This is a genomic window from Streptomyces sp. ISL-11 (genome assembly GCF_018614525.1).
GTDB lineage: Bacteria > Actinomycetota > Actinomycetes > Streptomycetales > Streptomycetaceae > Streptomyces.
In genome coordinates this window covers 1-11,044 of the sequence record NZ_JAGGOL010000054.1, presented here as the reverse complement: position 1 = coordinate 11,044, position 11,044 = coordinate 1, and the positions used below count along the sequence as shown (strand labels likewise).

The following is an 11,044-nucleotide window of genomic DNA, read 5'->3' as shown; positions in this document are numbered from 1 at the left end:
GAGCAGCATCGCGCGGGCTCCGGCGCGCAGCCGCTCCTGCGCGGCCCAGGCGGCTGCGGGGGCGGCGGGGTCGGGCGCCTCGCGCCACCAGCGGATCTCGTCGCCCGGTACGCGCAGCGACAGCAGGACGTCGCGGGCGGAGGGCGAGGGGCTGCGTTCCAGGGCGGTGAGGGCCTCGGTGAGCAGGTCGGCGCTGTCGGGGAACGCGCGGCTCTCGGGGAGGATCAGGCTGGTGCCGCCGCCGTCGGGCGGGGTCCAGCGGCTGTACGCGCCGGGGGCTCCGCCGTGGCGCCGCCAGCCGTGGCGGGCGAGCAGGGCGCCGAGGATGTGGGGGTCGGCGGGGTGCGGGGGGCCGGGCGCGGGTCCGGGGCGTGCGGGACCTGCTCGCGGGGTGGGCTCGTTCGGTGGCCGGTGCATCAGGGTCTCCCTCCCGCCCCGACCCGCGTCATGATCTCGCAGAGGGCACGGTCGTCGAAGACGCGTGTGGTCGGGATCCGCACGGTGGTTCTGCGCCTGCCGGTCACCGGGTGCCCGGCGAGGTTGGTCCAGTAGCAGCAGTGCCGCAGTTCGAGGGTGTCGTGGCCGGCGCGCAGCCAGTCGTCGCGGGCGCGCGGGACGATCATCACGACGAGGATCTTGTGGACCGAGACGGGGGTGCGGGCGAGCTTGGCCAGGTGGTCGTTGTCGAGGGTGAAGCCGAAGGTCGCTTCGGAGGGGTGGCGGGGGCCGAGCTGGTAGGTGCTCTTGAGCTGCACCTTGATGGTGACCTCGTCGTCGATGGTGTGGCCGGGGGCGGTGTGGCTGACGTGCCAGTCGATGCCGTAGTCCGGGAAGGGCTGGGCGAGGGAGCAGCCTGCCGCGGCGGCGACGGCGTGCAGATAGCCGACCTGGAGCGTCTCCATGCAGGCGGTGGTGGCGAGCGCGCCGCGCGGGGAGGGGGTCCGTCCTGGCAGCAGCCCGCCCGGTTCGGGGCGTGGGAACGCCATGTCCGAATCCCTCCGGGCGTCGTCGGACCGTCGGTCCGTACATCTGTGTTGTCTCCTTCGCAACTCCACTGCAAACAAGGGCGGTTCGCGCCGTGGCCCAGCCGGGTATCACCTCGCGGGGAAGGCGGATTCACGCCACGGGGCAGGCGAGCGCGAGGAGTTGGAAGATGTGCTGGTTCGAGGGGCCACTCGCCGCCTTCGACACCGAGACCACGGGGGTCGATGTCGAGCACGACCGGATCGTGTCGGCGGCCGTCGTGGTGCAGTCGGAGTCGGGGGCGCATCCGATCGTCACCAGCTGGCTGGTGGATCCGGGCGTGCCGGTGCCGCCGGAGGCGACGGCGATACACGGCCTGACGGACGGGCATCTCCAGCGGAACGGGCGGTGGCCGGCGCCGGTGATGGAGGAGCTGGCGCGGGCGCTGGCCGGTCACGCGGCGCGGAACACGCCGTTGGTGGTGATGAACGCGCCGTTCGATCTGACGTTGCTGGACCGGGAGTTGAGGCGTCACCGGGCGTCGACGCTGGCGGACTATCTGGGGGGTGCGGCGCTGTGCGTGCTGGATCCGTGGGTGCTCGACAAGCATCTCGACCGGTACCGCAAGGGGCGGCGCACGCTGAGCGACCTGTGTGCGCAGTACGGGGTGGAGCTGACGGGCGCGCATGACGCGACCTCGGACGCGCTGGCGTCGATGGAGGTCGTACGGGCGGTGGGGCGCCGTTTCGCGGAGCGGCTGGAGCGGCTGAGCCCGGCGGAGCTGCACACCCGGCAGGCGGTGTGGCACGCGGCGCAGGCGCGGGGGCTGCAGGCGTGGTTCGCGCGGAACGGCTCGGAGGAGCGGTGCGATCCGGCGTGGCCGCTCAGGCCGTCGCTGCCGGCAGCCGCCTGAGCGTGCGAGGGGGCAAAGCGCAAGGCCGGTCCGTCTGTTGACGGACCGGCCTTGACCGGGGTGGGCGATACTGGGTTCGAACCAGTGACCTCTTCGGTGTGAACGAAGCGCTCTCCCACTGAGCTAATCGCCCGGGTTCGTCCGCCGGGGTCTCCCCCGGGAACGGACTGAACAATACAGCGCGTGGCGGCTCTCCATCAAATCCCTTCCGCCCCGGCCCCGGGCCGGCCTCCGGGCGTGCCGGGAGGGACGCGAAAAGACCGAGGGTCCGTGAGGGATGAACCTCACGGACCCTCGGTCCGTTGTGGGCGATACTGGGATCGAACCAGTGACCTCTTCGGTGTGAACGAAGCGCTCTCCCGCTGAGCTAATCGCCCGGGCGCACCGCAAACATTACCGCATGTCAGAGGGTGTCCCGAACCGGGCCGGGCGGTGTTCAGCGGTGGGCGTGCCAGGGCATGGTCATGCCGTACTTCGACAGGTAGACGCCGACCAGTACGGCGATGATCACCAGGCCGATGGTGGTGAGGATGATGTTGCGCCGGCGGACCGCGGGGTCCATGGCACGCTGGGCCGCGGCGGTGACCTTGCGCTTGGTCCAGCGCAGGACGAGCTGGGCCCAGACGAACTCGGTCGCCCAGATCGCCATGCCGCCGAAGATCACCAGCCAGCCGGGGCCGGGCAGGGGCAGCATGATGATGCCCGCGACGACGACGGCCAGGCCGACGACGAAGACCCCGACCTGCCAGCTGAGGTGCAGGGTCCGGGAGCGCTTGATGAAGTGCGGCGCCCGGGACCCGAGGGCGGGTTCCGCCTTGGTGCCGTCCCCGCCGGCCCCGGCTTCGTCCCCGTTCGTGGCCGCCTTCCGGTCCGGCCGCCGCTCGTCACTCTCCGCATTCATACGCCCCAACCTACCGGACCGAACCGGAACTCACCGGAATGGCGGTATCGGCCGTCGGGCGACTGGGCCGTCCGAGGTATCCGAAGAGCCTCAAAACGGTCAGAGGGGTTTACAACGGCACCGTAGGTGGCATGTCGATTTCGCCGACGTGCGAATCCCCGAGCGCACACTGAGCGAAAGGCCCTGGCGCTTATGAACACCACGGTCAGCTGCGAGCTGCACTTGCGCCTCGTCGTGTCGAGCGAGTCCTCACTGCCTGTCCCAGCAGGTCTGCGGTACGACACGGCCGATCCGTATGCCGTGCACGCCACCTTCCACACCGGAGCCGAAGAGACGGTCGAGTGGGTCTTCGCCAGAGATCTGCTGGCCGAGGGTCTGCACCGGCCCACCGGCACCGGCGACGTCCGTGTCTGGCCGTCCCGCAGCCACGGTCAGGGCGTCGTGTGCATCGCGCTGAGCTCTCCGGAGGGCGAGGCCCTGCTGGAGGCCCCGGCGCGAGCCCTGGAGTCGTTCCTGAAGCGGACCGACGCCGCGGTGCCGCCCGGCACCGAACACCGTCACTTCGATCTGGACACGGAGCTCTCGCACATCCTGGCGGAGAGCTGAGCCCGGCCGGTAGCTGACACCGGGCGCGCCCGCCCACTCGGGGGGTCGGGCGCGCGTCCCTCGCACAGGGCACGACGACCTTCGGCGCCGTCTCCCGCGGATCCTCGCGGGTGACGGCGCCGTCGCGTTGCCGAACCGCTAGAGTCGACCTCCCGATCGAACACCTGCGGCCCTACCCCAGCCCCGGCCAGGGAGCGAACGAACCGTGCTGATCAACCACGACACCCGGTGCGCGCTCGACGCCGTCGTCGACCTCGTGAACACCTCCGCGAAGGGGACCGAGGGCTCCCCGGCGGGGGCCCGGGACGGCCTCGCCGACCTGGCGGCCCTGCGCCGCTACGTCGAGCGCAACGACATCAGCGGCGCCGTGGACCTGCGTGAGCGGGACGTGGCGGCCGTACGGGCCGTACGGGACCGGTTCGCGCAGGTGTTCGCGGCCGAGGACACGACCGCGGCCGCCGCGCTGCTGAACGCCATGGTCGCCGAGGCGGGGACGACGCCCCGGCTGACGGACCACGACGGCTACGACTGGCACATCCACTACTTCGCGCCGGGTGCCTCCGTCGCCGAGCACCTGGCGGCCGACGGTGGGATGGCGCTGGCCTTCCTGGTCGTGGCGGGCGAGCGCGAGCGGCTGCGGCGCTGCGAGGCGCCGGACTGCGGCCGGGCCTTCGTGGACCTCTCGCGCAACCGCTCGCGCCGCTACTGCGACGGCCGCACCTGCGGGAACCGCCTCCATGTCGCCGCCTACCGGGCACGGCGCAAGGAAGCGGCGGAGTGACCGGGCGAGCCGAAAGCACGGCGGCGCGCCCATATGACCGGCTGATAGGCCGATAGATATACGGGAATTCGCATCGCGGCCGTTCGAAGGCGGCGTCGGTGCGCGTTTATATTCCGTGCTTCTTCAGAATTTCCTCGATGTCGGAGAAGTCCCCGCCGCTGCCGCCGGATTTCTTGCGGGTGACCCGGGGAGCGGTCTCCGTACGGCCCGGCGGCAGTGACGGAGCGGAGTCGGCCGGGGCCACGGCATCACGCCCCGCGAGGCGGCGGCGCTCGACGACCCTGCTCGTCATGAACAGCAGCGCGGAGAGCGCGAGCACGCCGAAGCCCGCCCAGACGGTGGGCTTGAGGACGACGTCGGTGATCCAGTCGATGATCCCCGTCATGGCCAGGCCGAGGGGCACCAGGGCGTAGGCGGCCGTGCGCGTCGCGGCGAGGAAACGTTTGCGGTAGGCGGTCAGTGCCGCGAGGCCCAGGCCGGCCGCGGACACCGCCGTACAGATGATCGAGGTCAGCATCCGCTCCTCCTTGCTCCTCGCGGTCCGTGTCTCTGCCTCCATCCTGCACCGGCGGCCGCCCCGCCAGCCAGGAACGGGCGCGGTCTCCGGGAGATCTCCGGGTCATCTCGGGGAGCGTCTCCTCCCCAGGGCCGAGCCGGACCCGGGCCGAGCCGGACCCGGGCCGAGCCGGACCCGGGCGGGCCGGGGCCCGAGGAGGACGCGGCCCGCCGGGACCGGTACGGCCGCGGTGCGTGCGGACTGCGAGACTGGCCCCATGAGCGACACCAACACCGGCGCCATCGTTCGTCCCGTCCTCGACGTGTGGTGCGAGCTGCAGTGCCCCGACTGCCACAGCGCACTCGACGACCTGCGCGCGCTGCGCGCCCGCTACGGCGACCGGCTGGAGATCCGGCTGCGCCACTTCCCGCTGGAGAAGCACAAGCACGCCTACGCCGCCGCCCAGGCCGCCGAGGAGGCGGCCGAGCAGGGGCAGGGCTGGCCGTACGCCGAGGCGGTGCTGGCCCGGGTGGAGGAGCTGGCGGCCCGGGGCGAGAAGCTGCTGGTGGAGGTCGCGGGCGAGCTCGGGCTGGACGCCGAGGAGGTGGACACGGCGCTGATCGACGGCCGGCACCTGCTGATCGTCGACGCGGACCAGGCGGAGGGCAAGGCGATCGGCGTGACGGGCACGCCGACGTACGTCATCGACGGCGAGCGGCTCGACGGCGGCAAGAGCCAGGAGGGCCTGCGCGAGCGCGTCGAGGCGATCGTGGACCGACTGCTGGGCTAGGCCGTGTCCGGCGGATTGTGCCCGCAATCGAGCCCGTCCGGCGCTTGAGGACGCGCCCGCAGGGCGCCCGCCCCCGCAGGCGGCAAGCACGGCCCGCGGACGAAGCCCCGCCGGACACCGCCTAAAGCAGCGCCTTGTACAGGTGGAACTCCGTGGGCCGGTAACCCAGCGACTCGTACAGCCGCAGCGCGGGGGTGTTGCCCGCGAAGACGTTGAGGCCGAGCCGGCGGGCGCCGGACGACAGCGCCTGTGCCTCGGCGAGCAGCATCAGTGACCGGCCGTGGCCCCGGCCGCGGTGCTCCTCGGCGACCTCGACGTCGAAGACGTACGCCTCCGGCCCCCCGGTGGCCGACGCGCGCAGCCGGAGCCACAGCGAGCCGACGACCGTCCCCCGGTGCTCCAGGACGCTCATGAGGGTGTCGGGTGTGGCCAGGCCGTCGGCGAGTGCGGAGCGGTGGTCGTCGTCGGCCTTCGCGTACGCCTGGTCCTCGGGGACGCCCCGAGCGATCCAGTCGCGGGCGTACGCCTCCCTGGCCCGTTCCTCCCAGGTGACGAACTCGTCCGGGGTCATCGGCCGCGCCCGGGAGCCCTCGGGCAGCCGGGGGGCGACGGTGAGGGGCTTGGCCATGGTGCGGTTGCGCTCGACGTAGCCGAGGGCGCCGGCGAGGCCGAGGGCCACCTCGGCGTCCGCGCCGACGGACACCTCGACCCGTTCGCAGCCCCAGCCGCGCAGGACCTCCTCGGCGGCGAGCGCGGCGACCGTGCCGCGGCCCCGGTGCCGGTCGCGGGCGTCTATGCCGAGCCGGACGATGCGGCCCACCCGGGGGCCGAAGCGCCGGTCGGTGGCCAGGTCCGTACGGCCGACGGGCCGGCTGTTGACGCAGACCTCGTACGAGCGGGACCGGCCGCCGTCGGGGGTGCGCTGTTCGGATGCGGTGGGGCGCAGCGTGGTGGTCACGTTCGTGTTCTACCGGCCGCGGGGCCCCGCGTCACGCGCTTTACGGATCGATGTCCGCCGCCGCCCGCTCGTCGAAGAGCCCCATGGCCTTGGCGGTCACCGGGCCGGGTGCGGCGGGCAGTTCGCGGCCGTCGAGGGTGCTGACCGCCTGGACGTCGCGGAGGGACGAGGTCAGGAAGATCTCGTCGGCGCGGCCGAGGACGTCCAGGGGCAGTACGGTCTCCTTGGCGCCGGTCCACTCCACGACGAGGGCCCGGGTGATTCCGGCGAGGCAGCCGGAGGCCAGGGGCGGGGTGTGGATTTCCCCGTCGAGGACGACGAAGACGTTGGAGCCGGTGCCCTCGCAGAGGTCGCCGGCGGTGTTGGCGAGGAGCGCCTCGGTGGCGCCCCGCTCGCGGGCCCGGGCCAGGGCGACGACGTTCTCGCCGTAGGAGGTGGACTTCAGCCCGACGAGCGCGCCGCGTTCGTTGCGGGTCCAGGGCACGGTGACGGTGGCCGTGGTGTCCGGTCGGGGGGCGCTCGGGGCGAGGGCCACGACCAGGGTCGGGCTGCCGTCGCCGCGGTCCGAGCCGAGCGGGGAGAGCCCGCCCGTGTAGGTGATCCGCAGGCGGCCCAGTGGCATGGGGTTGGCGTCGAGCACCGCCGCGCAGGCCCGGCGCACCTCGTCGAGGTCGGGGTCGGGCAGGCCGAGGCCGCGCGCGGAGGCGGTCAGCCGGGTGAGGTGGCGGGTCAGGGCGAAGGGCCGGCCGTGCTCGGCCTTGAGGGTCTCGAAGACGCCGTCGCCGACCGTCAGCCCGTGGTCGAAGACCGAGACGTGGGCGCTGTCCGGGTCGCGCAGGGAACCGTTGAGCCAGATCGTCACCGTATCGTCCCTCCGAGCGGCTGATGGGTACCCGACGCTATCGCGAGCAGCCGGGACGCCTTGAGTTCCGTCTCGGCCCACTCGCGGTCGGGGTCCGAGCCCCAGGTGATCCCGGCGCCGGTGCCGAAGCGCAGGACGGGCCGGAGGCCGGTGGTCCGGTCTATCCAGAAGGTGCGGATGCCCACCGCCAGTTCTCCGGTGCCGCGGTCGGCGTCGACCCAGCCGACGCCGCCGCAGTACGGGCCGCGGGGCGAGGTCTCCAGGGCGCGGATGATGTCCATGGCGCTGCTCTTGGGTGCGCCGGTGACGGAGCCGGGCGGGAAGGTGGCGGCGAACAGCCCGGCCCATCCGGTGTCCTCGGCCAGCTCGCCGCGCACGGTGGAGACGAGGTGGACCAGGCCCGGGTGCGGTTCGATCGCGCAGAGTGCGGGGACGGCGACGGAGCCGGTGGCGCAGACACGCCCGAGGTCGTTGCGGACCAGGTCGACGATCATCACGTTCTCGGCATGGTCCTTCTCCAGCAGGTCCTCGGCGGTCCGGCCGGTGCCCTTGATGGGCCCGGACTCGACCGTGCGGCCGGTGCGGCGCAGGTAGAGCTCGGGTGAGGCGGTGGCGACCTCGACGCCGTGGGCGGGGAGGCGGACGGTGCCGGCGTAGGGGGCGGGGTTGCCCCGGGCCAGCAGCGCGGTCAGGGCGTCGATGTCGGCGGGGGCGCCGTCCGGGAGGTCGGGCAGGGGCGCGCCGAGGACGCGGCAGAGGTTGGCCTGGTAGACCTCGCCGGCGGCTATGTGCTCGCGTATGCGCCGTACGCCCGCGATGTAGGCGTCCCGGTCCAGGGAGCTGGTCCAGTCCTCGGCGGCGGGGCCGCGCCACTGGCCGGGCACCGCGGCGGGGGCGGGTGCGGGGCGGACGTCCCCGAAGCGGGCGCAGAGCAGGTCGCCCTCGAAGTCCGCGACCACGGCCCACCAGCCCGTGGAGTCCAGGGCTTCCGGGTCACGGGTGACATCGCGCAGGTCAGTGGCGAGGAGGCCACCGAAGCGGGCCATCGGAGGGAGCATCGAGGGGAGGCTGTGCACGTCAATGAGTCTATGGCGGGGCCGCGCGGGGCGGCCGGGGCGGACAATCAGCGCAGCACGCTGGGGAAACGGAATTTGAGCTGGCGCGGGAATCCGCTAGAGTTCAACACGTCGCCGGGACGCGGAAGCGGACCGGGCAGGCACTGCGGACGTAGCTCAGTTGGTAGAGCACCACCTTGCCAAGGTGGATGTCGCGAGTTCGAGTCTCGTCGTCCGCTCGATGTTGGGGGATCTTCCCGAACCCCCGCACTCCTGGTGGAGTGGCCGAGAGGCGAGGCAACGGCCTGCAAAGCCGTCTACACGGGTTCAAATCCCGTCTCCACCTCCAAGGACGATTAGCTCAGCGGGAGAGCGCTTCCCTGACACGGAAGAGGTCACTGGTTCAATCCCAGTATCGTCCACCAGGGTCTTCACGGACCTTCCCGCGCGATTAGCTCAGCGGGAGAGCGCTTCCCTGACACGGAAGAGGTCACTGGTTCAATCCCAGTATCGCGCACGTCGCACTACGGACGATTAGCTCAGCGGGAGAGCGCTTCCCTGACACGGAAGAGGTCACTGGTTCAATCCCAGTATCGTCCACCAGGGTCTTCACGGACCTTCCCGCGCGATTAGCTCAGCGGGAGAGCGCTTCCCTGACACGGAAGAGGTCACTGGTTCAATCCCAGTATCGCGCACATGGATCGGCCGAGGGCCGGAGCACTGAGCTCCGGCCCTCGGTCGTTTGTCGTCGGTCGCTCGTCGTCGCCCTCGGCCGTGTCCGCTCCCGCTGCGTGAGGGCCTCCGGACACGCGACGGCCGGGTACCTCCCCAGGTACCCGGCTCGTCGTGCCGTCCGCCGTACCCCCGTCCCCACGGGGTTGTTCAGCCGGGTTGTCCCCGGCCCGGGCCGCTCTCCCGGGCCTGGGGCGCCTCTCAGCGCCCCAGCATTCCGGCCACGGACGACGCTTGTGTGACGACGGCGTCCCAGCCGCCGAAGAGCACGGCCAGGAAGGCCGCGAAGGGCAGGACCATCGCCGCGGCGACCAGCGGGTGGCGGGTGCCGGACGGCCGGGTGCCGAGGACGCCCGCCGCCTCGCGGCCGCGTGCCGGGGTGACCGTGCGTCCCGCGGTGTCCGCCATCGCCTTCTCCTGCCGTGCCGGTTCCTGTACCGCCCTGTCGTGTGCGAAGGAGCGACGGGCGTCCGACCTCGGGGGACGAGTGTTACGCCCGCCGCTCGATCTCCACATTAGGCGCGGGGCAGGGGCGCGGTCGTCATGCCCGCGTACCGTTGCCGGGCCTCCGGGAGGATGAGCGGGCCCCGGTCGGCTACTCCTCTGGTTGGAGAAGGGCGGCCCGGACCCCCGGGACTTCCCGGAAGGGTCGCCCCGCGGGCTCTCACTCCCACCGGACCGGGTGACTTCGCTCACTTCCGTCACTCCCCCGCCCGACAAGATCATCCCCGCCGCCGAGGCCCGCTCCCCCACCGCTTCGTACGCCTCAGCCGCCCCTCACGCCCCTCGCGTCCGCCGGCTCCGGTCCGGTCGGGGCCGCCCAATTCCCTTGGCCGCACCGGGCCCTTGGCGTTCGGCGCGGCGACCGGTCACCGGCAACGCGGCGTGCGCGCCCGCCCGTCGCGGATCGCGCCGGGCGACGGCAATCCGGTCGCCGACGCATGCGCGGCCTATCAGCGCGCCCGCCCGTCAATCCGTAAGCTGGGCCCCGTCAGACGGACCGGGCAGCGGGGATGAAGATGGCGATGATGCGGCTCCGGCGCGAGGACCCGCGTGTCGTCGGCTCGTTCCGGCTTCACCGCCGGCTCGGCGCGGGCGGCATGGGCGTGGTGTACCTCGGCTCAGACCGGCGCGGACAGCGGGTGGCGCTGAAGGTGATCCGGCCGGACCTGGCCGAGGACCAGGAGTTCCGCTCCCGGTTCGCCCGGGAGGTCTCCGCCGCCCGGCGCATCCGCGGTGGCTGTACGGCGCGGCTGGTGGCCGCCGACCTGGACGCGGAGCGGCCGTGGTTCGCGACGCAGTACGTACCGGGGCCCTCCCTGCACGACAAGGTGAACGAGGACGGGCCGCTGTCGGCCGCTCAGACCGCCTCCATCGGCGCGGCGTTGGCCGAGGGCCTGCTGGCGGTGCACGACGCGGGGGTCGTGCACCGTGACCTCAAGCCGTCNNATCATCGACTTCGGCATCGCCTGGGCGACCGGCGCCAGCACGCTGACCCACGTCGGCACGGCGGTCGGCTCCCCCGGCTTCCTCGCCCCCGAACAGGTGCGCGGCGCCGCGGTGACGCCCGGGACCGACGTCTTCGCGCTGGGCGCGACCCTCGCCTACGCCTCGACGGCGGACTCGCCCTTCGGCCAGGGCAGTTCGGAGGTCATGCTCTACCGCGTCGTGCACGAGGAACCGCAGCTCATGGCCGTGCCCGACGCGCTGGCGCCGCTGGTGCACGCCTGTCTGGCCAAGGACCCCGAGGAACGGCCGAGCACCCTCCAGCTGTCGCTGCGCCTGAAGGAGATCGCGGCGCGCGAGGCCCACGGCCTGCCGGACGGCCGCCAGCCCGCCCCCCGGCGCGAGCCCGACCGGCCGTCCGGCCAGCGTGCCGCGGAGTACGCGGAGCAGCACACCGAGCGGCGCACCCTGCAGGCCCCGGCGCCGCGCCCGCACGCACCGTCCCGTCCCGCCGACGGGGGCCGGCCCTCCGACCCCACCC

11 protein-coding genes, 8 tRNA genes and 2 pseudogenes are annotated in these 11,044 nt (G+C 72.8%); 11 read left to right on the top strand and 10 right to left on the bottom strand.

What is annotated here, in order from left to right:
* Positions 1-417 (bottom strand): annotated as a pseudogene (locus J7E86_RS13380) (hypothetical protein); the annotation flags it as partial.
* A complete protein-coding gene (locus J7E86_RS13375; RefSeq protein WP_215081856.1) occupies positions 417-986 on the bottom strand; it encodes a DUF4365 domain-containing protein in 570 nt (189 codons plus the stop codon). The gene J7E86_RS13375 and the pseudogene J7E86_RS13380, both read right to left, overlap by 1 nt.
* 167 nt (positions 987-1,153) lie before the next feature.
* Here J7E86_RS13375 and J7E86_RS13370 point away from each other — a divergent pair, with 167 nt between their 5' ends.
* Positions 1,154-1,876: a 3'-5' exonuclease gene (locus J7E86_RS13370; protein ID WP_215081855.1), complete on the top strand. Its 723-nt coding sequence runs from the start codon at positions 1,154-1,156 to the stop codon at positions 1,874-1,876.
* A gap of 61 nt (positions 1,877-1,937) precedes the next feature.
* On the opposite strand, the gene J7E86_RS13365 is transcribed toward J7E86_RS13370, so the two are convergent.
* The 3 genes from J7E86_RS13365 to J7E86_RS13355 form a co-directional block, all read right to left on the bottom strand.
* Positions 1,938-2,009: transfer RNA gene (locus J7E86_RS13365), tRNA-Val, on the bottom strand.
* 172 nt (positions 2,010-2,181) lie between these two features.
* A tRNA-Val gene (locus tag J7E86_RS13360) sits at positions 2,182-2,253 on the bottom strand.
* 59 nt (positions 2,254-2,312) lie between these two features.
* Complete coding sequence (locus J7E86_RS13355) at positions 2,313-2,777, bottom strand: TIGR02611 family protein (protein ID WP_215081854.1); 465 nt, start codon at positions 2,775-2,777, stop codon at positions 2,313-2,315.
* Between the two features lie 192 nt (positions 2,778-2,969).
* Here J7E86_RS13355 and J7E86_RS13350 point away from each other — a divergent pair, with 192 nt between their 5' ends.
* Entirely contained in the window at positions 2,970-3,383 is a 414-nt protein-coding gene (locus J7E86_RS13350; protein WP_003959770.1) for an SsgA family sporulation/cell division regulator, read from the top strand.
* Positions 3,384-3,588: 205 nt separating this feature from the next.
* A complete protein-coding gene (locus J7E86_RS13345) occupies positions 3,589-4,164 on the top strand; it encodes a CGNR zinc finger domain-containing protein (RefSeq protein WP_215081853.1) in 576 nt (191 codons plus the stop codon).
* 106 nt (positions 4,165-4,270) lie between these two features.
* Here J7E86_RS13345 and J7E86_RS13340 read toward each other — a convergent pair whose 3' ends face one another.
* Positions 4,271-4,681 (bottom strand): hypothetical protein, encoded by a 411-nt coding sequence (locus J7E86_RS13340; protein WP_215081852.1) that lies wholly within the window; start codon positions 4,679-4,681, stop codon positions 4,271-4,273.
* 256 nt (positions 4,682-4,937) lie between these two features.
* Here J7E86_RS13340 and J7E86_RS13335 point away from each other — a divergent pair, with 256 nt between their 5' ends.
* On the top strand, positions 4,938-5,450 hold the full coding sequence (locus tag J7E86_RS13335; RefSeq protein ID WP_215081851.1) for a DsbA family protein: 513 nt from the start codon (positions 4,938-4,940) through the stop codon (positions 5,448-5,450).
* Positions 5,451-5,571: 121 nt separating this feature from the next.
* Here the strand turns inward: J7E86_RS13335 and J7E86_RS13330 are convergent, their stop codons facing one another.
* From J7E86_RS13330 to J7E86_RS13320, 3 genes are read right to left on the bottom strand one after another with little or no spacing between them, the layout of a single operon-like run.
* The gene (locus J7E86_RS13330; RefSeq protein ID WP_215081850.1) at positions 5,572-6,408 is read right to left on the bottom strand and encodes a GNAT family N-acetyltransferase; all 837 of its coding nucleotides are present in this window, start codon (positions 6,406-6,408) and stop codon (positions 5,572-5,574) included.
* A gap of 40 nt (positions 6,409-6,448) precedes the next feature.
* A complete protein-coding gene (locus J7E86_RS13325; RefSeq protein ID WP_215081849.1) occupies positions 6,449-7,270 on the bottom strand; it encodes an aminotransferase class IV in 822 nt (273 codons plus the stop codon).
* Positions 7,267-8,328: a chorismate-binding protein gene (locus tag J7E86_RS13320; RefSeq protein ID WP_215081857.1), complete on the bottom strand. Its 1,062-nt coding sequence runs from the start codon at positions 8,326-8,328 to the stop codon at positions 7,267-7,269. The genes J7E86_RS13325 and J7E86_RS13320 overlap by 4 nt, the downstream gene beginning before the upstream one ends.
* Before the next feature lie 163 nt (positions 8,329-8,491).
* On the opposite strand from J7E86_RS13320, the gene J7E86_RS13315 reads away from it, so the two are divergent.
* The 6 genes from J7E86_RS13315 (at position 8,492) to J7E86_RS13290 (ending at position 9,020) form a co-directional block, all read left to right on the top strand.
* Positions 8,492-8,564, top strand: a tRNA-Gly gene (locus J7E86_RS13315).
* 36 nt (positions 8,565-8,600) lie between these two features.
* Positions 8,601-8,674 (top strand) — tRNA-Cys (locus J7E86_RS13310).
* A 1-nt stretch (position 8,675) separates the two neighbouring features.
* Positions 8,676-8,750 (top strand) — tRNA-Val (locus tag J7E86_RS13305).
* Positions 8,751-8,770: 20 nt separating this feature from the next.
* Positions 8,771-8,842: transfer RNA gene (locus tag J7E86_RS13300), tRNA-Val, on the top strand.
* 11 nt (positions 8,843-8,853) lie between these two features.
* Positions 8,854-8,928, top strand: a tRNA-Val gene (locus tag J7E86_RS13295).
* 20 nt (positions 8,929-8,948) lie between these two features.
* A tRNA-Val gene (locus J7E86_RS13290) sits at positions 8,949-9,020 on the top strand.
* 238 nt (positions 9,021-9,258) lie between these two features.
* Here J7E86_RS13290 and J7E86_RS13285 read toward each other — a convergent pair.
* The gene (locus tag J7E86_RS13285; RefSeq protein ID WP_215081848.1) at positions 9,259-9,465 is read right to left on the bottom strand and encodes a hypothetical protein; all 207 of its coding nucleotides are present in this window, start codon (positions 9,463-9,465) and stop codon (positions 9,259-9,261) included.
* Between the two features lie 605 nt (positions 9,466-10,070).
* On the opposite strand from J7E86_RS13285, the pseudogene J7E86_RS13280 reads away from it, so the two are divergent.
* Positions 10,071-11,044: pseudogene (locus J7E86_RS13280) on the top strand (serine/threonine-protein kinase); the annotation flags it as partial.

Excerpts from the sequence above, each read along its gene's own strand:
- J7E86_RS13340 (WP_215081852.1), bottom strand. The coding sequence starts at position 4,681 with ATGCTGACCTCGATCATCTGTACGGCGGTGTCCGCGGCCGGCCTGGGC.
- J7E86_RS13370 (WP_215081855.1), top strand. The coding sequence starts at position 1,154 with ATGTGCTGGTTCGAGGGGCCACTCGCCGCCTTCGACACCGAGACCACG.
- J7E86_RS13335 (WP_215081851.1), top strand. The coding sequence starts at position 4,938 with ATGAGCGACACCAACACCGGCGCCATCGTTCGTCCCGTCCTCGACGTG.
- J7E86_RS13320 (WP_215081857.1), bottom strand. The coding sequence starts at position 8,328 with ATGCTCCCTCCGATGGCCCGCTTCGGTGGCCTCCTCGCCACTGACCTG.
- J7E86_RS13375 (WP_215081856.1), bottom strand. The coding sequence starts at position 986 with ATGGCGTTCCCACGCCCCGAACCGGGCGGGCTGCTGCCAGGACGGACC.
- J7E86_RS13285 (WP_215081848.1), bottom strand. The coding sequence starts at position 9,465 with ATGGCGGACACCGCGGGACGCACGGTCACCCCGGCACGCGGCCGCGAG.
- J7E86_RS13355 (WP_215081854.1), bottom strand. The coding sequence starts at position 2,777 with ATGAATGCGGAGAGTGACGAGCGGCGGCCGGACCGGAAGGCGGCCACG.
- J7E86_RS13350 (WP_003959770.1), top strand. The coding sequence starts at position 2,970 with ATGAACACCACGGTCAGCTGCGAGCTGCACTTGCGCCTCGTCGTGTCG.